The sequence below is a fragment of the Mameliella sp. LZ-28 genome, from assembly GCF_012274245.1.
Classification (GTDB): domain Bacteria; phylum Pseudomonadota; class Alphaproteobacteria; order Rhodobacterales; family Rhodobacteraceae; genus Antarctobacter; species Antarctobacter albus.
In genome coordinates, this window is sequence record NZ_JAANYX010000035.1 from 305267 (window position 1) to 326544 (window position 21278).

Annotated in this window: 21 protein-coding genes; 10 read left to right on the top strand and 11 right to left on the bottom strand. The window is 65.2% G+C overall.

Going from position 1 to position 21278, the window contains the following annotated elements:
• Positions 1–20: 20 nt before the first annotated feature.
• From G9Q80_RS23675 to G9Q80_RS23685, 3 genes are all read right to left on the bottom strand, one after another.
• Positions 21–1268: a lytic murein transglycosylase gene (locus G9Q80_RS23675; RefSeq protein WP_088671209.1), complete on the bottom strand. Its 1248-nt coding sequence runs from the start codon at positions 1266–1268 to the stop codon at positions 21–23.
• Between the two features lie 678 nt (positions 1269–1946).
• Positions 1947–2834 (bottom strand): glucosamine kinase nucleotide-binding domain-containing protein, encoded by an 888-nt coding sequence (locus G9Q80_RS23680; RefSeq protein WP_088715549.1) that lies wholly within the window; start codon positions 2832–2834, stop codon positions 1947–1949.
• 51 nt (positions 2835–2885) lie between these two features.
• Positions 2886–3353, bottom strand: coding sequence for a MarR family winged helix-turn-helix transcriptional regulator (locus tag G9Q80_RS23685; RefSeq protein ID WP_069208178.1), 468 nt, complete (start codon positions 3351–3353; stop codon positions 2886–2888).
• A gap of 112 nt (positions 3354–3465) precedes the next feature.
• Here G9Q80_RS23685 and G9Q80_RS23690 point away from each other — a divergent pair, with 112 nt between their 5' ends.
• The 5 genes from G9Q80_RS23690 to G9Q80_RS23710 are packed head-to-tail and all read left to right on the top strand — an operon-like array spanning position 3466 to position 9616.
• Positions 3466–4896: a sulfatase family protein gene (locus G9Q80_RS23690; RefSeq protein ID WP_088715548.1), complete on the top strand. Its 1431-nt coding sequence runs from the start codon at positions 3466–3468 to the stop codon at positions 4894–4896.
• Positions 4897–4931: 35 nt separating this feature from the next.
• On the top strand, positions 4932–5888 hold the full coding sequence (locus tag G9Q80_RS23695; RefSeq protein WP_088715547.1) for a Bug family tripartite tricarboxylate transporter substrate binding protein: 957 nt from the start codon (positions 4932–4934) through the stop codon (positions 5886–5888).
• A 55-nt stretch (positions 5889–5943) separates the two neighbouring features.
• Positions 5944–6522: a hypothetical protein gene (locus G9Q80_RS23700; RefSeq protein WP_088715546.1), complete on the top strand. Its 579-nt coding sequence runs from the start codon at positions 5944–5946 to the stop codon at positions 6520–6522.
• Positions 6522–8099: a tripartite tricarboxylate transporter permease gene (locus G9Q80_RS23705; RefSeq protein ID WP_088715545.1), complete on the top strand. Its 1578-nt coding sequence runs from the start codon at positions 6522–6524 to the stop codon at positions 8097–8099. Before G9Q80_RS23700 ends, G9Q80_RS23705 begins: the two co-directional genes overlap by 1 nt.
• Positions 8099–9616: a sulfatase-like hydrolase/transferase gene (locus G9Q80_RS23710; protein WP_088715544.1), complete on the top strand. Its 1518-nt coding sequence runs from the start codon at positions 8099–8101 to the stop codon at positions 9614–9616. The genes G9Q80_RS23705 and G9Q80_RS23710 overlap by 1 nt, the downstream gene beginning before the upstream one ends.
• A gap of 117 nt (positions 9617–9733) precedes the next feature.
• On the opposite strand, the gene G9Q80_RS23715 is transcribed toward G9Q80_RS23710, so the two are convergent.
• The 6 genes from G9Q80_RS23715 to G9Q80_RS23740 form a co-directional block, all read right to left on the bottom strand.
• Positions 9734–10495 carry an ABC transporter permease gene (locus G9Q80_RS23715; protein WP_043144904.1) on the bottom strand — a complete coding sequence of 254 codons (762 nt, stop codon included), beginning with the start codon at positions 10493–10495 and terminating at the stop codon, positions 9734–9736.
• On the bottom strand, positions 10492–11289 hold the full coding sequence (locus G9Q80_RS23720; RefSeq protein ID WP_223306274.1) for an ABC transporter ATP-binding protein: 798 nt from the start codon (positions 11287–11289) through the stop codon (positions 10492–10494). Before G9Q80_RS23720 ends, G9Q80_RS23715 begins: the two co-directional genes overlap by 4 nt.
• Before the next feature lie 62 nt (positions 11290–11351).
• Positions 11352–12359 (bottom strand): ABC transporter substrate-binding protein, encoded by a 1008-nt coding sequence (locus tag G9Q80_RS23725; protein ID WP_088715543.1) that lies wholly within the window; start codon positions 12357–12359, stop codon positions 11352–11354.
• A 168-nt stretch (positions 12360–12527) separates the two neighbouring features.
• Entirely contained in the window at positions 12528–13277 is a 750-nt protein-coding gene (locus tag G9Q80_RS23730) for a Crp/Fnr family transcriptional regulator (RefSeq protein WP_088715542.1), read from the bottom strand.
• A gap of 213 nt (positions 13278–13490) precedes the next feature.
• Positions 13491–14042 carry a hypothetical protein gene (locus G9Q80_RS23735; protein ID WP_088715541.1) on the bottom strand — a complete coding sequence of 184 codons (552 nt, stop codon included), beginning with the start codon at positions 14040–14042 and terminating at the stop codon, positions 13491–13493.
• 205 nt (positions 14043–14247) lie between these two features.
• Positions 14248–15912: a winged helix-turn-helix domain-containing tetratricopeptide repeat protein gene (locus G9Q80_RS23740; protein WP_157903843.1), complete on the bottom strand. Its 1665-nt coding sequence runs from the start codon at positions 15910–15912 to the stop codon at positions 14248–14250.
• A gap of 256 nt (positions 15913–16168) precedes the next feature.
• Between G9Q80_RS23740 and G9Q80_RS23745 the strand changes: the two genes are divergently transcribed.
• The 5 genes from G9Q80_RS23745 (at position 16169) to G9Q80_RS23765 (ending at position 18830) form a co-directional block, all read left to right on the top strand.
• On the top strand, positions 16169–16708 hold the full coding sequence (locus G9Q80_RS23745; RefSeq protein ID WP_043144900.1) for a hypothetical protein: 540 nt from the start codon (positions 16169–16171) through the stop codon (positions 16706–16708).
• A 36-nt stretch (positions 16709–16744) separates the two neighbouring features.
• Positions 16745–16903 (top strand): hypothetical protein, encoded by a 159-nt coding sequence (locus tag G9Q80_RS23750; protein WP_157903842.1) that lies wholly within the window; start codon positions 16745–16747, stop codon positions 16901–16903.
• A gap of 42 nt (positions 16904–16945) precedes the next feature.
• Positions 16946–17179 (top strand): hypothetical protein, encoded by a 234-nt coding sequence (locus G9Q80_RS23755; protein ID WP_074623648.1) that lies wholly within the window; start codon positions 16946–16948, stop codon positions 17177–17179.
• Between the two features lie 113 nt (positions 17180–17292).
• Positions 17293–17688 carry a (R)-mandelonitrile lyase gene (locus tag G9Q80_RS23760; RefSeq protein ID WP_088715539.1) on the top strand — a complete coding sequence of 132 codons (396 nt, stop codon included), beginning with the start codon at positions 17293–17295 and terminating at the stop codon, positions 17686–17688.
• 959 nt (positions 17689–18647) lie between these two features.
• A complete protein-coding gene (locus G9Q80_RS23765; protein WP_088715537.1) occupies positions 18648–18830 on the top strand; it encodes a hypothetical protein in 183 nt (60 codons plus the stop codon).
• Between the two features lie 540 nt (positions 18831–19370).
• On the opposite strand, the gene G9Q80_RS23770 is transcribed toward G9Q80_RS23765, so the two are convergent.
• A complete protein-coding gene (locus G9Q80_RS23770; protein WP_088715536.1) occupies positions 19371–20363 on the bottom strand; it encodes an adenosine kinase in 993 nt (330 codons plus the stop codon).
• A gap of 11 nt (positions 20364–20374) precedes the next feature.
• On the bottom strand, positions 20375–21278 hold a 904-nt coding region (locus G9Q80_RS23775; RefSeq protein WP_168246587.1), incomplete at its 5' end, for an adenosylhomocysteinase.

The window sequence follows — 21278 nt, forward strand, 5'->3', positions numbered from 1 at the left end:
CTTCCGGGGCCGCCCAGTTTTCAGCCCAGCGCCTGCAGCAAGGCGCGCGAGGGCTCTCCGGTCACGGCCAGGCCCCTTGACTGCTGGTAGGCTGTGATCGCCGCCTCGGTCTTCTTGCCGATAACCCCGTCCGGGGTGCCCGCGTCGAAACCGGCGCGCGTCAGCCCGCGTTGCAATGCCTTGCGATCCTCCAGCGTCAGCCCGTGCTTGTCGCGGCCAAAGTCGCCCACCAGCGGCCCCGCTCCGTCCAGCCGATCCGCAAGATAGCCGACGGCCAGCCCGTAGTTCTCGGATGGGTTGTAGCGCAGGATCATGTTGAAGTTGTGGAATACGAGAAAGGCCGGCTTTCCCGCGCCCATCGGCGCCAGCACCGCGGCAGTACCGTGATCGGGCAAAGAACCGCCCCGGGCCGGGCGCACGCCCAACTCGCGAAAGCGCGAAACCGCCGCCCGGTTCTTGCGCCCCAGAGGGCCGGAATAGCCCTGCGGCAGGCGGACCTCGATGCCCCAGGGCTGTCCCCTGCGCCATCCCGCGCGGGCCAGGAACCGCGCCGTGGTGGCGAACGCGTCGATCGGATTGTCCGACCATATGTCGCGTTTACCATCACCGTCGAAATCGACCGAATGCTCCTGGTAGGCGTTCGGGATCAGCTGCGTGTGCCCCATTGCGCCCGCCCAACTGCCCACCAGCTGCTCTGGCCGGGCGTCGCCGGTCTGAACGATTCGCAGGGCATCCATCAGGTTCGACTCGAAGAACCGCCCGCGCCGCCCCTCCCAGGCCAGTGTCGAAGTGGCCGAGATCACCGGGATCTTGCCGCGCTTGGTGCCAAAGTAGCTTTCGACCCCCCAGATCGAGGCCATGACCTTGGCCGGAACGCCGTACTCTGCCTCGACCCTCTGCAGCGCAGCGCGCTGCCTGGCAAACTCGCCCCGACCAAACCGGATCTTGTCCTCTGGCGCGACGATGGCCAGGTAGTCCTCCAGCGTGCGGCTGAATTCGGTCTGGTTGCGGTCACGTTCGATCACGCCCGGCAGAAAGCCCTGTCCGCGAAACGCGCGGTCCAAAGTCGTTTCCGTGATCCCCCTGTCCCGGGCGCGCGCCCGGAACTCTGCGATCCAGCTATCGTAGGCGGGATTGGGCTGCGGGCGCAGCCCCGGTTCCAGCGCCGGGTCGGGTCGCGCCACCTCTGGCAGCCCGCCACCCGGTAAGCATCCCCCCAGCCAGATCGCCGAAGCCCCCAGTGCAAAACCCCGTCTGGAAAGGCGCATGTCCTGTCTCCTGCCCTATTGTTGCGCGCAAGCTAGACCGGCACCCGGGCCAACTGCAACCGCGTGTCAGGCAGGATCCCGCCGAGCACGGGTCAGAGCTGGTTCAACCAGATCCCGGCGCCAATCACCGCAACCAGAACAAGTGGCAGCCACCAGCGGTTCCAGATCGGGGTTGGTCGAAAACAATAGCTGCACGAACTCACACCATAGCGAAGTTGATGATTGCAGCTGCAGCGGAAAATACGAATTTCCTTGACCATGAAACCAACCTCCCAAACCGAGCAAAGAATAGTGTTTGTAACCCATTTTGCCACTTTGACCAGCAAAGTGGACAAGAATCTGTCACATTCCCCGTGTTTCCCGGGCGTCAACGCGACAGCACTTGACATCCACTCGACGCCTCATGCGGAGTTCGCGCCGCTTGGTCAGCCCTTTTCGCCCTGGGATCGCGTGCTTGTGTTCCGCTCTGGGGAGCAGCCATGCACCGCCGTGGCTTTGGCCACCCATCCTGCCGCGTTTTGCTGGTCTCGGAACCGTCACGCGTGTCCCCACCGTCAATGGCGCCCGCTGTGCCACGGCTCACGAGCAGACAAACCCGAACAACCCCTGGGCGAATACAGCTAGGATGCGAGGCCGGATTCCGGCAGCGCGTGATCGACACCCAACACAACCAGAACGCTAGGTGCCGGGTCGTGTCCGACGTTCAGCGAATGCCCGCGCGAGGCGCAAGGCACCGTCCAATGCCGTGCCTTGGGGCTGAACGATGCGCCCTTGCAGATCGGGAAGATACGGCCCGTACGCCGGCCCAAGCCCGCCGGTCAGGCAAACCGGCGCCCGCCCCGAAGGATCCAGCACGCCAATGCCACGCCCGAGGTATGCCGCCCCTGCGGTCATCAATGCCACTGCCTGCGCATCGGTATCCGCGGCGGCGACGACACGCGGCGCCCATGTCGCGTATTCGCCCGGGGTCGCGCCCGTGGCAAAGGCCACGATTTCCAGCGCCCCGCCGAATTCCGCCAAAACGGAGGCAGTAAGGTCCGAATGCGTTTCAAGCCCGTCGTGGCATAGCAGAACCCGTTCCATGAGCCCGCGCCCCAACCAGGCCCCCGACGCCTGGTCCGACACCTGCAGGCCCCAGCCGCCGATCCGCGAGATTTCACCGCTGCGGCGCCCCGCCATGACCGATCCCGTCCCGACCGAAACCAGGATGCCGTCACCAGACCCCAGGGCGCCGGCCAGTGCCGTTTCCAGGTCATCGCCCACGGTCACATGGGGCAGGCCGCATTCCTGGGTGATCCGCGACGTCACCTCTGAAGTCAGGGCGCCCGCAAGGCCCAGGTGCGCCACGAAACGTTCCCGGCCCTCCGCCTCCAGCCCGGCGGAACCCAGCGCGGCGCCGATCGCGACACGCGTGTTGGCAATGCTCTGGACAAGATCGCTGGTCGCATTGGCCGGCCCGGCGCGTCCCTCTCCCAGGATACGCCCCTCGTAACTGGCCACCACCGCACGGCAGCCAGAGCCGCCTCCGTCCACGGCGATCAGGTAGGGGTGCGCAGGATGTGACATGCGCGGATCATTGGCACAGCGCCGCGGCGCGCAAAAGCCCGAAAGCCTGCTTCAATCCTCCAACACTTCCGACAGGCGCTTCAATCCAAGCCGCAGACCGTCCAGCGCCTCGGGGCCCAGCGCCTCTTCAAGATGTCGATTCCGGGTCAGGAAGCGCGGGCGCACCTCGTCAAGCTTGGCCAGCCCCGCGTCGGTCAGCGCGACCAGCTTCTTGCGGCGGTTGTCGCTGTCATCCTGGAAGCGGACCAGCCCCTGCCCTGCCAGAGCATCCGCCGTCCGGCTGATCTGCCCCCGGTCGATACCGCAGGTCCGGCTGAGCTCGGAGATCGAGATCGTTCCCCAGGTGTCGACGATGTTGAGGATCCTATAGGCCGTCAGGTTGATCGGCTGATCGCGCAGCAGGTCAGCCCCCTGATGGTCGAGCGCCCGGGACAGGACCGCAAGCTGAAAGGTCAGGCGCCCTTCAAGGTCCCTGACCTTGCGCAACTGGTCTTCGAGATCCGCCGATGTAAGCCGCATGTTGCATGTCTCTTATATTTGTTGTTCAATCAACATTATTCGTGTAATTGCTATTCTACTCGATCATTCGAGCAAGACAACCACGGCGCCAAGACAGAGGGAGGGACAACAGATGCGCAAGACGCCGAACGTCCTGTTCCTGATGGCGGATGAACACCAGGCCTTGGCCCTGTCCTGCCTGGGGCACGACGTGGTGCAGACACCGAATCTCGACCGGTTGGCCGAGCGTGGCACCCTGTTCGAAAACGCCTATACGCCCAGCCCGATCTGCGTGCCGGCGCGCGCCGCACTGGCCACCGGACAGCCGGTGCATCAGACCGGCTACTGGGACAACGCGACCGCCTACGACGGGCGCGTGCCCTCCTGGGGACATCGCCTGCAGGCCGCCGGGGTGCCCGTGACCAGCATCGGCAAGCTGCATTACCGCGACGACAGCGACCTGACCGGGTTTGACCGGCAGATCCTGCCCATGCACATCCAGCACGGGATCGGGCAGGTCTGGGGATCGGTCCGCAACCCCCTGCCCGACCACCCCCACGGCGGTGAGATGCTGGGCGGGATCGGCGCAGGCCTGTCGAAATACAACCGCTACGACATGAACGTGGCAGAGGCGGCAGAGGGTTTCCTGTCCGAACGGGCGCGGGACGAGTCCCCCTGGGCGGCTTTCGTCAGCTTTGTCGCGCCGCATTTCCCGCTGATCGCACCACAGAACTACCTTGATCTGTACCCGGCCAAGGACATGCCCCTACCGCCGGTCCGCCCGGCCAACGGCTTCCCGACCCATCCCTGGGTCGCACGCATGAACGGCATCGAGGATTCGGACACACAGCTTGGCAATGATGATCGCCGGCGCGAGGCCATCGCCGCCTATTACGCGCTCTGCACCTTTGTCGATGCCCAGATTGGGCGCGTTCTGGACGCGCTGGAGGCGGCCGGCCTCTCCGATGACACGCTGGTCATTTATTCCTCAGACCACGGCGAGCAGCTGGGGATGCGCGGGCGGTGGGGCAAGTCCACGCTGTACCGGGAATCCACGCAGGTTCCGCTGATCGCGGCGGGTCCGGGCTTTGCCCCGGACAGGCGTGTCACGACCGCCGTCAGCTTGCTGGACATCGCGCCGACGATCACCGCCGCGCTGGGCCTGTCGCCCGATCCCGACTGGACCGGGCGCCCTCTGCAAGACATCGCGGCCGCCGCACCTGACCCCGACCGCGTCGTCCTGTCCGAATACCACGCGGTCATGTCGCCCTCGGCCGGGTTCATGTTGGCCAATGGCCGGTGGTGCTATCATCACTACATCGGCTACCCGGCGGAATTGTTCGATCTGCAACGTGACCCGCTGCAGACCCGTAATCTGTCAGGCCATCCGGAATTTGAGCTTGTCGAAAGGTCTTTGCGACACATCCTGTCGGATCACTGTGATCCGGCAGAGGTGGATGCCCGCGCCAAGGCCGACCAAGACAGGCTTGTGGCCCGGTTCGGCGGCCCTCGGGCCGCCTATGAAACAGGCCCCTCGGGCGCCACGCCGGTGCCCGAAGGCTGACTTGCCAGAAGAGAACGGTTGAGGAGGAGAACCGGATGACTTTCGCACGATTGAGGACCGCGCTTGCCGGCGCCGCGCTGATGCTGGGCGCCCTGCCCGCCGCAGCCCAGGACTGGGAGCCGCAAGGCCCGGTCAAGATGATGATCGCCTTTTCAGCCGGGGGCGGCGCCGACACGCTGGGGCGCCTGCTGGCCGAGGAGCTGAACACCCGCCACGGCTGGGAAATCATTCCCGAAAACGTCACCGGCAAGGGCGGTGTCACGATGGCCGTTGCGCTCAAGGATGAACCGGCGGACGGGCTGTCTATCGGGATTTCCGTGACAGAGGCCACGGCATACGCGCCGCAGACCATGCGCAGCCCGGCTTACACCCTGTCCGACTTCACCTTTCTGTCGACCATCACCGGCACCCAGATGGGCATCATCGCCAAGTCCGATCGCGGGTGGAGCACCCTGTCGGACGTGATCGCTGCGGCAAAGTCCGGCGAGACGATCACCGTTGGCGCCATGAGCCAGAAACTCGCCGATGCAACCTATGTGCTGGCCAAGCGCAACGGCATCCAGTTCACCACCGTGATGACCGGCGGCGGCAAGGCCAGCCTGAACGCGGTGATCGCGGATGACGTCGACATCGGCTGGTCGGCGGGCGCGCAGACTGCATCGGTCAGGGCCGGGGACGTGGTCAACCTGGCCTCTGCCGAGGCCATGCCGCTGAACGTCTCGCCCGATGCGCCGCTGCTCAGCGCCTACGACATGCCCTACACCTTTGGCGTCAAGTTCCTGGTGATGGCGCCAGACGGCCTGCCCGCCGAAGTGCGCGAAACCTGGCAGGTCCGGATCGCAGAGGTGCTGAACGATCCCGACGGCAAGCTGAATGCCTTTACCCGCAAGGTGTTTTCCGGCCCCGAGGTGATCCAGGGCGCCGAGCTGGATGCCTACATGCAGAAAAGTTTCGACGCCAATGCCGAGCTGCTGACCGAATCCGCCAAATGACCGCACTCGGCCCGGGCATCCATCGAGGTCCGGGCCGCACCTGTCGGAGACCGCCATGCCGGACCGAAAGACAGAGCTGATCCTCGGAGCGGTGCTCTTGCTGCTTGGCCTTCTGGCGGGCGCCGTCTGGGTGCCACTCGACAGCGAGACACCCCCGATCTACGAGTTCCGCCGCCAGACCTATATCGGAGACGCCCTGCTGCCGATGCTCGCGGCGCTGGGGATTGCGGTCTGCGCTGCCGTCCATGTCGCGATCACTTTGCTCGAACGCGGGACATCAGATCGGGGTGGCCCGGCGTTCGATCGCCATGCCGCCCTTTTCCTGTTGTCCGTCTTCGCGCTGATGGCCCTGTCCGGGCTGGTGATGTTCTGGTCCGGGCCGCTGGCACTGGCACTGTTCGGGCCAGAGACCGATCCCCCCGCGACCTATCGCCTGATGCGCGGCACCGCCCCGTGGAAGTACCTTGGATTCTCCCTTGGCGGCACGCTGCTGGTCTTCGGGCTGATCTCACTGCTCGAAGGGCGGATGCGGGCCGGTCGCCTGCTGATCGCCGTGCTGGCCGTGGCTGCGCTGATCGCGGTTTTCGATCTCCCCTTTGACACGCTGTTGCTGCCGCCGAACGGGGATTTCTGATGGGGGTCTTCGACTATGTCTGGGCCGGTGTGCTGGCTGTCTTTGCCGGGCCCGTGGCCTTCGAGGTGCTTGGGATCGGCGTTCCCATCACCGTCCTGATGACCGCCGCCGGGTTCCTTCTGGGCATCATCGGCGGCGCGACGCCCGGACTGGCCGGACCCTTCCTCATGGCGGTATCGCTGCCGATCCTTCTGTCGGTCTTCGGCTTCACGCCGGATGCCTTGCTGCCGGTCCTGGGATTTCTCGTGGGCGTGATGAAGGGCGCCACCGTGGGCGGCGCCGTTCCCGCGATCCTCTTCAACACGCCGGGCACGCCGGACGCCATGCTGACCACGCTGGACGGCCACCCGATGGCCCGGAATGGCCAGGCGGGCAAGGCGCTGCGCACGGCGCATTTCGCCTCGGTCACCGGCGACACATTCTCGGACCTCGTGCTGTTCACCTGCGCGCCCTTCCTGGCCATCGTGGTCGAGGCCTACCTGGGTTTCGGTGAAAAGGCGGCACTGATCCTGCTCAGCCTCGCCTTTGTCGCGGCAGTCGTCGGCGCCTCCCCCATGAAAGGCCTGATCGCCGCCTTCCTGGGCCTTTTCATCGCCTCGGTGGGCACTGGCGAGGACGTCTATTCGCGGCTGTCGCTGGGCACCGACACTCTGTCGACCGGCTTTCCCCTGATCACCGCCGTACTCGGCGTACTGATCCTGGGCGAAGTGCTATTTTCCTTCGAACAGATGTGGCGCAACCGCCGCGATGACCGTCCGGCCGGGGAGGCTCCGCAATCCGGCGACAACCGCCTGACATGGGGGGAACGGCGGCGGCTGATGCCCTTCATCTCGGTCTCGGCACTGATCGGAACCGGCATCGGCGCACTGCCCGGCATCGGGTCGACCCTGGCGGCGACACTGGGCTACGCCACCGGACAGAAGATGCACAAGGGGCCGGTGCCGTTCGGCAAGGGCACCCCCGAAGGAGTCGCCGCCACCGAGGCCGCAAACAGCTCCGTTTCGGGCGCCAACCTGATCCCGGTGCTGTCGCTGGGCATCCCGGGCAATGTCGGCGCGGTCTTCCTGATCCTTGCTGCCGAAAGCATCGGCGGTTTCAATCCCGGCCCCTCGGTCTTTCGCTTTTCCACCGCCGAGGTGAACCCGGAACTGGTCATCGCCTTCGGCCTGTTCACCACGATGATGCTGGCCAACGTGCTGAACTGGATCGTGGGGGGGCATATCATGCGCGCGACAGGCGTCATGGCCCGCATCCCGAAACCCGTGCTGATGCCGATCGTCCTGCTGCTGACCCTGACCGCGATCTACGTCCAGGAAACCGATTTCACCGCGCTCTACTTCGCGATGGGCTTTGCCTTCCTGGGCTGGGGCATGCGCAAGCTGGCGGTGCCGGTTCTGCCCTTCGTGATCGCCTTCATCCTTGCCGGCAACCTCGAACAGACGGTGCGGCAGGCCTTTGCCGCGTCCGGAGGCGACCCGCTGTTCCTGTTCAAGAGCCCGCTTTCGGTCGTCTTCCTGTTGCTGGGCCTGCTGGTCATTCTCTTCTTCCTCCGCAAGCCGGCCTCGGAGGGCTCTTGATGACCCGCCCCAACATCCTCTTGATCACCGCCGACCAACATCGCGCCGATTGCCTGGGCGTCGCGGGTCGGCGCGTCCGCACCCCCAACCTGGATCAACTGGCACAAGAGGGCACGCGCTTTACTTCGGCCATCTGCCCCGCGCCGGTCTGTCAGCCCGCCCGAGCCTCGATCCTGACCGGCCAGCTGTGCCGGACCCACGGCGTCCACGACAACGGGATCGACCTGGACGAGGCCATCGGCACGGCGGGCTTCGCCGGGACACTGGCACGCGCAGGCTATGACACGGCACTTTTCGGCAAGGCGCATTTCTCCAGCTACGACGCCCGACAGCCGACCGGGCGCCCGGAATGCGCGCTGTCCTCGGTCGATTACGGCCCGGACTGGTTCGGCCCCTACATGGGGTTCGACCATGTCGAGATGATGCTGAGCGGGCCGTCGAACCACCCGCCGCAGGAACCGCCGCGCGGGCTGCATTACGAACACTTCTTCTACGCGGACGGACGGGGCGCAGAGCGCGCCGCGCTTTATCAGGCCGGGCCGCGCCCCGGTGCCGCGCAGACCTGGCATTCGCAACTGCCGGTCAACTGGCATTACACCCCCTGGACCGCGGATCGCGCCATCGACTGGCTGCGCCACGGGCGCGACCCGGGCAGGCCCTTCTGCGCATGGGTCAGTTTCGTCGATCCGCACCACCCGTTCGACTGCCCCGAACCCTGGTCCCGCCTGCACGCCCCGGAAGATGTCGACCTGCCCCCGCACCGCACCCGCGATCTGGACAACCGCCCCTGGTGGCACCGCGCGGCCCTGGAGGACAAGCCAAAGGGGGATGCCGACGAGGTCCGCGTACGGTCGGAGTATTCCCGGATCGCCCCCCAGTCGGATCAGCAACTGCGCCAGATCATCGCCAACACCTACGGGCAGATCTCCTTCATCGACGCGCAGGTCGGCCGCCTGTTGAGCGCCTTGGCCGAGATCGGAGCGGATGGGAACACGCTGGTCGTCTACACCTCGGACCACGGCGACTGGCTGGGCGATCACGGGCTGATCCTGAAAGGCCCGATGCCCTATGAAGGATTGCTACGCGTGCCATTCCTGATGCGCGGTCCGGGCGTTCCGGCGGGACAGACCTGTGACGAACCGGTCTCGACCCTCGATCTTGCCGCCACCTTCCACGAGGTGACCCAGGTCCCGCCTGCCCTGCCCCAGCACGGACAGTCCCTGATCCCGGTCCTGCAGGGCGCACCGCGCCCCTATGCCATGATGGAATGGGAGCTTTTGGCAAACCGCGTGGGCGTGCCGCTGTCACTGCGCACGGTGCGCACGCGGACCGCGAAACTGACGATGGATCTGCAAAGCGGTGCGGGCGAGATGTACGACCTCGCGCAGGACCCTCACGAGATGCACAACCTCTTTGATCGACCTGCGCATGCGGGTTTGCAGGACGAGTTGACGGCGATGCTGCACAGTCGTCCCGACGACATCACGCCCAACCGTCAGGCGGTCGGTCCCGGTTGAGCCGCCGGGCCCGGCGCCCGGCCTTATTGCCCGCGTGTCGTGCAGCGCAAAGACGGGTCGGCGGGCGGGCGCCTTTGCGGCACAGCCGCAAACAGTCCCGTCCCGCCGACCGGTCGATCACCCGGGTGTCCGCTCCGCCCAGCCGGCAAAGACCTTCTCCAGCGCGACGACCACGTAGTAAAGCAGGATCCCCATCAGCGCGAGCGCGATGAGCACCGCGAACATCAGCGGGTAATCCGAGTTGGTCTTGCCACTGTCGAAGAGCGCGCCCAGCCCGCGCCCGTGGGGCGAGACGATTTCCATCAGGTTGGTGCCGATGAAGGCCAGCGTCACCGCCACCTTCAGGGCGCCAAAGAATTCCGGCAGGGTCTTGGGCAGGGCAATCTTCCAGAAGATCGTGGTCTGCGAGGCGCCCAGCGAGCGCAGGATGTCGCGGTATTCCGGCTCCAGCGTCGACAGGCCGATCGAGACCGAGACGGCAATCGGAAAGAACGAGATCATGAAGGCGATCAGCACCGTGTTGAAGTCATGCGCGCCCACGAAAAGCAGCGCGACGATGGGCACCACCGTTGCCTTTGGAACCGCGTTGAACCCGACCAGCAGGGGATACAGCGCATCCCGCATCACGCGCGAGAACCCCATGACCATGCCCACGAGCACGCCAAAGATGATCGCGACCACCAGCCCGACCACCGTCCGCCACAGCGTCTGCCAGCCCATCACCAGGAACAGGTTCCAGTATTTCGCATAGGCCGGTGGCAGGTCCGAGGGCGAGGCCATGACATAGTTGGGCCAGCCGTTGGCCCAGACCAGCAGTTCCCACAACAGGCCAAAGACAATCATCGCGGCGATGGGGACAAGGATCTTTTGCAGGGTCATTGTGCCGCCTCCGCCGGGGATCGCCCCTGGGCGATCTGGATCTGGTGCCGCAACACGTTCAACGCCTCGGCGCTTTCGGGGGTGTAAAGATGTTCGATGTCGCGATCGCCGGTCAGATGCACGTCCATGACATATTGCGTCCGCGCCGGACGGCCGGACAACACCACCACCTGGTCGGCCAGAAAGATCGACTCGCGCAGGTCGTGGGTGATGAGCACGCCGGTAAAGGGTTCCTCGGCCTTGACCTTGTGCATGGTCTGCCAGAGGTCTTCGCGCGTGAAGGCATCGAGCGCGCCAAAGGGTTCGTCGAGGATAAGCACCTCTGGCTTGTGCACGATGGCCCGGCACAGGGACGCGCGCTGACGCATGCCCCCCGACAGTTCGCTGGGCCGCTTGTCCTCGAACCCTTCCAGGCCCACCAGCGCCAGCAGGTGCCGCGCGCGGTCTTCCTGCTCGCGTTTGTTCATCTTCGTCGAGACGATTTCCAGCGGCAGCATGACGTTCTGCAGAATCGTCCGCCATTCCAGCAGGACCGGGTTCTGAAAGGCCATGCCCACGGTCGAACGCGGCCCCTTGACCCGCTCTCCATGCAACCAGACCTCGCCCTCGTCGGGCTTCATCAGGCCGGCGACCAGCCGGGTCAGAGTGGATTTGCCACAGCCCGACGGGCCGACAACGGCGACAAAGCCGCCTTCGGGCACGCTCAGTTCCAGCCCGTCCAGCACCGGCAGCGGCCCGGCCTGGGTCTTGTAGGCGTGCCTGACGCCCTTGATCTCGATCAGCGGTTGCGACACGCGGCGCTCCTTGCACAAGAAACCCGCGGCGCAGAGGCTGCGCCGCGGGCCGGGTCAGTCGATCACTTCAGCATCCGTGCCGCGGCATCCGGCAGGTAGGCGTCGGTGAAATAGAGCGATGCGTCGGGCGCGTTCTGGAACTCGTAGGTCTCGGCCAACTGCTCCAACGCCACGTCCAGGCGGGCCGGGTCGATGCCGCCCATGCCGTTGGTTTCGGCGAAATCGGTCAGCACGTTGGCGTCGATCGACAGTTGCAGGCGGCGCTGTTCCAGGTCCGCGTCGGCGGCAGGGTTGCGCGTCATCAGGCTTTCGATGGCGCCCGCCGGATCGGCAATGGCGTCTTTCCAGCCTGCCGCGATGGCAGTCAGGAAGCCGGTGATGATCTCGGGGTTCTCGGCGGCGTAGTCCGTGTTGACGATGATCGCGTTGCCATAGAGCTGCAGGCCGTGATCGGCCATCAGGATGGTCGAGATGTCGTCCTCCGGCACGCCAAGGCGCACGAGGTTCAGGTAGGACGAGAAGGAAAAGCCGGTGATCGCGGCCACGTTGCCTTCGGCCAGCATCGGCTCACGCGTGGGGAAGCCCACCGGTTCGACGGTGATCTTGGACATGTCCAGGTCGTTTGCCGAGGCGAAGGCGGGGAACTGCGCCCAGGCGCCATCCGGCGGCGGCGCGCCCAGCACCTTGCCTTCGAGGTCCTTCGGCGCCTCGACACCCAGCGATTTGCGGCCCACCACGGCAAAGGGCGGCTTGTCGTAGATCATCATGACCGCCGTCACCGGCGCGCCGGGGTTCTGGTCAAGGAACTTGATCAGCGAGTTGATGTCGGCAAAGCCCACCGGAAAGGCACCTGTCGCCACCTTCGGGATTGCGTCGAGCGAGCCCTGACCTGCGGAGATTTCGACCGAGAGGTCCTGTTCGCCGAAATAGCCATCGTCGATGGCGACGAAGTAGGGCGCCGCAGGGCCCTCGAACTTCCAGTCCAGCGCAAAGGGCACGGCGGTCTCCGCAAGTGCCGCACCGGACAGCGCGACGGTCGCGGCAAGGGCCGCGAAGGTCTGTTTGATCATTGGTCTCTCCCTGTTGGCAACCGGACGCGAGACTGCTGCAGCCCGCGGGCAAGAGGAACGCAACTGGCGCGCCCCGTGCCGACGAAACAGGCAACTGCCTCTTTATTGGGGGAAACTGTGCAGTCTGCCCGTTGCTTGTGCAACCTTCATATCCGTGCAGCAGGCGGATCAGGCCTGGTAGGGCCCCCCATCCGCATCGTCGCCCGAGGCCACCATCAGCGCACGCAGGTCCGGAATCTCGAAGACACGCCGAGTCAGCGGACGGATCAAATCATCGCGGACCAACCCCGCAATCTGCCGCGACACGGTCTCGAAGGTCATGGACAGGAGGTCGGCCACCTGTTCCCGGCTCAGCATCATGTCGACGACACAGCCGTTGTCCGGCGGCTGCGCGGCCTGGCGCATGGCAAGCAGGACCAGCAGGCTGGCCAGTTTCTGCCGCGCGGTCCTGTGGCCCAGAACCCCCAGCCAGCGCCGCGCGGCGTCCAGGTCGTCCAGCGCCTTTTCCATCATGCTGGCCCGCATCCCCGGGACCTGCTCCAGCAGATCCTCGAAGACGTCGGCCCGAAAGGCGCAGGTCTCGACATGGGTCAGCGCCTCGACATCGAATGTCACCTTGTCGCGCCAGGGTTGGCCGATCAGGTCGCCCGGCTGCAAGAGACAGACGATCTGCCGGGTGCCGCGTTCTTGTGTCCGGCTCATCGTGGCAAGCCCGCTCAACATGGTCGCCACCTCGACCAGTTCCGATCCGGCCAGCGCGATCCGGTCTCCGGGCGCGAAACTGCGATAGGTCTTGCCGCGCGCAAGAGAAGGCAGATCCGCCGCGCCCGCACCGGCACATACACCCACGGCACGTACCGGGCACAACCGGCATTCTGGCAAACCACCGTAGGCAAAGGCTTTTTGTTTCGCGCGCATGCCACGCCTCCTTGCAGGCGTCCTGCCCTTGGTGCCGCAAAGGTAGAAAAAGGTGCGCGAGGGATCAATCTTTGGAAGGGCGCCGAAACAGCGCAGGGCAGGACATTTTCGGGTGTTCAATTGGGCCGAACTAGGCGCCGGAAAACGCCCCCGAAAGGCATGGCGGCCCCCTCGGTCTGTGCAAGACCGAGCGGTCCGCCGCACCTGTGCCTGTCAGTACCCGTCGTAGCCAGGTTCGCCTGGTTTTGCGGGTGCGATGACCGGGGCCTTGGGCATCCCCTCGCGGTGCATGCGGGCGCAGGCGGCGAATTCCTCGAAGGGGCCATCGAAACCGGGCAAGGGAAAGACGTAATCCGAAACATGGGACATGAACCGGCGACCGTCGCCCGCCTGACGTACGTTGATTTCGTTGTAGATCCAGGTCACGAAACGATGCGCTGCCGCGTAGTCCAGCGTTTCGGTCCAGGTCGCGCGCACATCGCCGTGGTTCAGCGCGCCGCCGGGTTCGGAAACCGCGCTGTCGTGAAAAGCGGTTTTCGGCGCCATCAGGGTAATGCGGATCTCGTGGTCGTCCGTAGGACGCCGGGATTGCGACTTGGCATCGTAGACAATCTTGAAAAAGACGTCGGCATCCGCATCCACCAGGGTCAGCTCGCAGTCGCCCTTGCCATAGACATTCGGGACGGAATGGGACCATTCGTAGGCCAGGGCGGGCTGGGCGATGCAAAGCAGGAGGGCCGCTGGGAAAAACGTTCTGAAGCTCATTGGAAAAGTCTCGACTCATCTGTTGGGCCGGGGGAATTCCGGCCGTGTTGGGTGGATACCTCCGCGCCTCCGACAGCGCGGGGTTCTCTCCATCGTAGGGCAGATGTCTAAACCGGAGTTGAACCGATCCGACTGCCGGCCACACTCAACCACGCGTCCGCCCTGAAATCCACAGCCGCTCCATCACGAATGCCGGACCGGGACCTCAACGCATCCGGACACCGGAGGCAGACAGCAGCGCGCGCAGCGTTTCGCGCTTGCTTTCCGGGTAGAAAAGCTCGGCCTCCAGATAGCCCTCGACGGTAAAGTCATTGTGCAGCATGCGCAGCCGCGCGGCGGTCTCGACCGCCCGGTCCGGTTGCCCGCGACCGGCCTCAAGGCCAGACAGCAGGGCAAGTACCGGGGGATAGCCCGGCGGCGCCCGGTGCAGGAAGTTCCGCGCGGCCTCGGTATCGCCCTGGAATACTGCCGCGAAAGCAGGACCAAGATTGTACCAGTCCGGCGCCGCATCGCCCTTCATCTCCAACGCGCGTGCGCCCCACCGGGCGGCTTCGGCGTAGTGCTCGGTGGTCAAAACCCCCTGGATCGAGGCCAGGGCCAGCCCGTCAGCATCGCTTGCCAGCTTGTCCGCTGCCTCACGAAGCCGGCGCAGCGTCTCGGTCCGGTTGCCGCGCAAGGCCGCCGTCCAGCTTCCCGCCAGAAGGCTCCGGCCCGATCCCTCGCCAAGGTGATAGGCTTGGCGGCCACTGTTGGCGCGCGCATCGCGCAGGGCCTTTGCCTCGTCTCCCCTGACCAGCGGGATCATCGCGCCCAGCACGAAGGACAGGCCGGCCCAGGCCTCGGCATTGCCAGGCTCGATTTCAAGCGCGGCGCGAAAGTGGCGCTCGGCCTCGGTGAAGGCCGGACCGTTGAAAGCGGTGAACCGATGCCCACCCAACTGGATATGCGCCTCGGGGCTGGCGTCCTCGGGTGGGACGCCGACAAGGCCCGTGCCCAGCCCGGTAATCTGGCCGCTCCAGGGGTTTGCCAGCTCATTGGCAAGGGTCGCGACCACGTCGTCCTGCAAGGTCTGCAGGTCTTCCCTTGGGCCGTCCCAGCGCCGGACCCAGACGATCTGGCTGGTGCTCGTGTCGATGAGATGGCCGGAAATGCGCAGCCCGGCCCCAGACTGCTGAACGGTCCCACCCACGACAAACCGCGCCCCGTGCGAGGCATAGGCCCGCAGCGGCGCCTGCCCCGGGTCTGGCCCTGTGTCCAGAACAGAGGGCGCCAGCACGGACACGGTGTCGAGCTCGCTCAGCGCCACGATGATGTCGCTTTGCAGACCGCGGGAAAACGTCTGCAGGTCCGGCGCGTCGCCGAGCACGTCAAAGCCCAGAACGGCCACAGCCGGGCCCTCACCCTGAGGCTGTATCGAGGGGGCAGGTCCGGAGGCGCGCCCGAACAGCGTGAAAGTCCCCGCGCCGACCACCAGCACCAGCGCCAGAACGCCCGCGATCGCCCAAGGCGGCGGTCGCCGGGACGGGCGCGCCGCGCCCGCATCCTCCGGTGCGGCAGGCACAGCCCCTTCGGGCAAAGCCGGAACCATGAGGCAATAGCCCGTTCCGGGGTTCGTCTGCAGCAGCGCATGATCCTTGTCCCCCAGGGCGCGGCGAATGGTCGAGATCGCCTGCGTGATGCTGTCATCCGACACCGCCGCCCCACCCCAGACCTCTTCGATCAGCACGTCCTTGGACACTTGCCCGGGGTAGGCCCGGGACAGGGTCATGAAGGCGGCAAAGCTCTTGGCCCGGATCGCCACAGGTTCGCCATCCCCAAGCCGCACGGTCCGGCTCCGTTCGTCGAAGTAAATGACCTCTTGCGCAGTCATCGGCGCCGGTTCTCCGCAGCAAGTTCGAGGGCGACACATCATGGCCCAGTCGGCTCAGGTTACACGGTTTCATCCGGGATTCAGGTCATTTTTGCCGGATTTCAGGGGATTTCGGGTGGTTTCGGGTCATTTCACCGGGTCCGTCAGGACATTTCAGCGGCCGGACCCGCAAAACGATTTCACCGAAACGCAACGACGCCAGCCCCCTGCACATATCGGAACACGGCGCCGGAGCACGATCAAAGGATTACGAACAATGAATACCTTCAAAAAGGCACTTACCCTCGTGATGACCATCGCCTCGCTGGAAAGCGGCATCGTCACCGTGGCCGATGCCAGCCCCCTGAACGTCCAGGCCAAGCGCCCCGACCTGCAGGAATACTGCCAGAAATATCATCGCGCCGATGCCCGGCTGACCTCTTATTCGGCGCTGGCGTGGAAGTGCTACAAGTCGCCGACGCAGACCTGGGGTATCTCGGTGAACCGCGCCTGCCAGGATCAGCACGGCCTGCCGAAATCCCGCTATACCTCGGCCGGCGATCCCTATTCCTGGTACTGCTACAAGCCGCGCCCTAAGGCCCCCGGCGTCGACCTGACGCGCTACTGCAAGAAGCACTTCGGTCAAAGCGCCCGTGCCAAGCTGGTCGGCAAGACCGCCCTGGACTGGGTCTGCGCCTCTGGTCAGCACAACCGCTGGGGGATCTCGGTCTCGACCGCCTGCCGCGAACAGCACGGGCTGCCCAAGGCCTCCTACGGCAACCGCAACGATCCCTATTCCTGGACCTGCCACCGCTAGGTGGCAGGCACGGCCCCCGCTTTCGAGGACACTGACATGACACGCCTGATCTCTCACCTGCCCCTCGCCCTTGCCGCGACGCTTGCCTGCGGACTGGCCGCCCTGGCCCCCGCCCACGCCGAACCGGCGATGCTTGCCGCCAATTGCGCCGGCCTGAACTTCGCCGACGTCCTGTGCGAGGCCGTGCGCTTTTGAGCGCGGCCCCGCTTCCGGACCTGAAAGGAAAGGACCCACATCATGCTGACCCATCTCGCCGTCGCCGCCCTGACCCTCTGGCCCGTGAACGGCCCGGCCTACAGCATCACGGATTTCTCGAAGGACTGTCGCCTGTCAGGCGGCAGTCCCCGGGTTTATGCCCGGACCGTCGTCTGCGAAGACAGTGCCGGGCGCGACATTCATTGCCTTCGGACCGGCCAGACCGTGACCGGCTGCACCTTCGGCAGCGCAGCGGCATCGGGCCAATTCGAATAATGCACAAGGTTCATGTCCCGCATGAGGCAGGACAAGGTTGTACACCCCGGCAAGCATCGCCAACTTGCGAATGACCCGGCAGCCCGGGACGCAGCCATCACAAGAGACCTGCCATGAAAATCATCCGCGCCGGCAGCACGCCCTCTACCAAAGGTCCCGAGGAGTATTTCATCGGCACCGTGCGGATCGACCCGATGTTCCAGGCTGATGCCCCGGGACGCACCGGCGGCGCGCATGTGACCTTTGAACCAGGCGCCCGCACCGCATGGCATACCCACCCCGCAGGCCAGACCATCATCATCACCTTCGGCCGTGGCCGCGTGCAGCGCGAAGGCGGCCCGGTCGAGGAAGTCACCGCAGGCGATCTGGCCTTTTTTCCCGCCGAAGAGCGCCACTGGCACGGCGCCGGGCCGGAAAACGCCATGTCGCATATCGCCATGCAGGAAAGCATCGACGGCACGCCGGTCACATGGATTGAAAAAGTCTCGGACGAGGACTACGCCGGCTGAGCCGAGCCAACTGGTCTGGATCACGCGTGATCCCGGTGGCGATCCCTGAAGGACGCCTTAAAACCCAGGGAAACAAAGGGAGCGACGCGAAACCGGCCCGCGCGCCCCTCATTGAAAAGCAATTGAAATTTTCGGGGCAAGTAAACCGCTCCGAAGCAAAGGAAAACCCCGGAGCGCGTGCAGGCGCTGCCGGGATCGAATGCATTCAAGACGCGGGACAGTTTCCGGCAATCCGGGCGCCGCAACTGGCGCCCTTCCCGGAAACAACTGTCCATGATGCGCCGTCTCGTTGCCGAGTTGTTCGCGCATGGCAATGAAGAGGAGGAATGCCCCGCCATCGGGTGATGACCTGTCGTGCCGCCGTCGGATGGCTCCGGCATTGGCAGGCATCACTTAGTCCCCTGGCAACGAGCACACCCGGAACACGGGGCACCTCACGCCAAGGGGCCGCTCCATCCGCGCTTCTGACCTCTGCGCGACAGCAGAGGGAATGACGCTCCGGGGCTCTCACTCGGCCCGGTGGCAAGCGGTTCCGACTGGCATCACCACAAGCGCGCCAACAAACCCACCGGCACAGGCCAAGCGAGGCAGGCGACCGGCCCCCCGATACGGGGCAGCGCGCGTCTACGGAGCCAGGAAGCGTCGGACCTGTCCTAAGGCTCAAGGATCATCCTTGGCATTGATGGGAGCAGGAGCGAGTGGGGGTCGTACGTCCAAATGCGAGGTGGGGAAATATAACTGACCTTTATTCGGAAAAGGCGAGACGACCATGAAAAGCAATGAGTTCATTTCGACTGCCTGTTCGGTCGCAGTGCAAACCGCCGCGGACGGCACGTTGGCCGATTGCCGACGTTTCGGAACAGATCCGGCAGTCTCAATGCTGGGTCTGATTGCCACTGGCAACGAAATCGCCCGGCTGGCGGCAGAGGTTCTTGAGCAACTCGAAAAGGAGGTCACCAATGGCAACGACCGTCGGTGATATTGCGGTTGAAGTTTCGGCGGACATTGGCCCCTTGCAGCGCGAACTTGCTCGGGGGCCAAACAGCCTGAACAGGTTCGGCGGCGATGCGAAGTCGGCTGGCGTGACGTTCGCCAGGATGGGCGCCAGCGTAGCGGCGATCTCTGCCTCTGGACCAACCTGATCCAGCCGTTTTGATTGCTGCCGGCGCTGGCAATTGCCGGCCTCTCTCGCCAAGGACATCATGGGCTACTGTCTCATTCTCCTCGTGATCACCGGTGCGGCACCTGGCCTTGAACTGTCTTTCCTGCCCTGAGACCAGTCGGAGAATTGCAGCGGGCGGCGTTCTTCGCCGCCCGCAACGCGGCCGGTTGCGGTCTTTCGGGGGCATTGCTTTGCCCTTGCCTTCACGCACGAACGCAAAAGGCTTTTGGCTAGGGTTGTCGTGATAAGCTGCCCTCGGAAATATTGAAACGCTGGCATCACGCGCCCGTGGCGCGGCGAAAGCCCCATCAATGTGGACGGCCTGGCGAGCCGGATTGGTTTGCTCCCTCGGGTGTTTCATCTATGCAGCGAGGCAATAAGTTCGGGAAAACAAGAGGAAAGAGCCTCGGCGAAGGAACAGACGCCAAGGAACTGCGCGGTCACAAAGCTGTTTTCGCTCCGAGGTCGTTGCGCCGGGGGCCGGAGCGGCGGGACCGCTCCGGTCGTTTTTGTGTTCGATTCAGGCCGCCGGAAGGGCGATGGCACGGGCGGCGGCGCCGTCGCGCGCGCCATAATGGCCCAGCACACTGGCCGCCTGCCGCGCGCCCATGCTACCGGCGCGGTCCACGGGTTGCCCCTGGGCCAGTCCGGCCAGAAAGCCGCTGGCATAGGCGTCGCCCGCACCGGTGGAATCGACCACCTGCCCGACGGGTGCCGCGGGCAAATGGTGGCGACCATCCGCATCGGCCACCCAGGAACCCTTCTCATGCTCGGTTACCGCGGCGACGGATACCTTGGACATGGCCCAGTCCAGCGCCGCCTCGGCGCCGTCCCGTCCAGCCAGCGCGCCGATTTCGACATGGTTGCCGATCAGGACATCGACATGGCGCGAGACCGTGTTGCGTATCACACCGATGTTTCTCTCCACACACCCTGCATCCGAGGGCGTCAGCGCTACGGTGGCCCCGGCAGCCTTGGCCGCCTGGCACAGCGTTTCGATCACCGCCGCGCCATGCGGCGCGTCCCAAATATAACCCTCGATGAAGAGAATATCGAAATCCTCCGGCAGCGCCGCGCGTGCCTCGAAGGGCATCAACGTGGTCGCTGCGCCCAGGTAGGTGCTCATCGTCCGTTCACCGTCGGGGGTGACAAGAACCACGCAGCGCCCGGTCCCGTGATCGTCGTTCCGCGCGACTGCGACCGGCGCAGCCAGCCCGAGGCCCAACATTTCCTCGAGGAAGGTCTTGCCAAGATCATCGTCTGCAACCTTGCCGATGTAAGTCCCCCGCACCGGCGTTTCGGCCAGATGGGCGATGGAATTGGCGACCGAGCCGCCGGATTGGCGGACACCCGGTCCGACCTCCTTGAACAGGGCGTGTGCTGACTCGGCCTCAACCAGATGCATCCCGCCCGGCGTCAGACCGTGGCCTCTGACCACCTCGGGCGGCACGGCGGCGACGACATCGACCAGGGCATTGCCCAGGCCCACGATATGCGGTGCGCCTTTGCTCATCACGACCTCCCTCAGTACCGGTAGTGCTCGGGCTTGAACGGGCCTTCGGGCGCCACACCGATGTAGTCGGCCTGCTCCTTGGACAGTTCGCTCAGCTTGACGCCGATCCGCTCCAGGTGCAGCCGGGCGACCTTTTCGTCCAGGTGCTTGGGCAAGATGTAGACCTTGTTCTCGTACTGGTCGCCGTTCTTGTAGAGCTCGATCTGCGCCAGAACCTGGTTGGTGAAGGAGGCCGACATCACGAAGGACGGGTGACCCGTGGCGTTGCCGAGGTTCAGCAGACGGCCCTCGGACAGCAGGATGATGCGGTGCCCGTTGGGCAGCTCGATCATGTCCACCTGTTCCTTGATGTTGGTCCACTTGTGGTTCTTCAGCGCGGCGACCTGGATCTCGTTGTCGAAGTGGCCGATGTTGCCGACGATCGCCATGTCCTTCATCTCGTGCATGTGCTCGATGCGGATCACGTCCTTGTTGCCGGTGGTGGTGATGAAGATGTCGGCACTGGACACCACGTCTTCCAGCGTCGTCACCTCGAAGCCGTCCATCGCCGCCTGCAGGGCGCAGATCGGGTCGATCTCGGTCACTTTCACGCGGGCACCGGCGCCGCGCAGCGAAGCGGCAGAGCCTTTGCCAACATCGCCGTAACCGCAGACCACGGCGACCTTGCCGGCCATCATCGTGTCGGTGGCGCGGCGGATGCCGTCGACCAGCGATTCCTTGCAGCCGTACTTGTTGTCGAACTTCGACTTGGTCACGCTGTCGTTGACGTTGATCGCCGGGAAGGGCAGCTGGCCGTCGCGCACCAGCTGGTACAGGCGGTTGACGCCGGTGGTGGTTTCCTCGGACACGCCCATGATCTGGTCGCGGGTCTTGGTGAACCAGCCGGGGCTTGCCGCCATGCGCTTCTTGATCTGC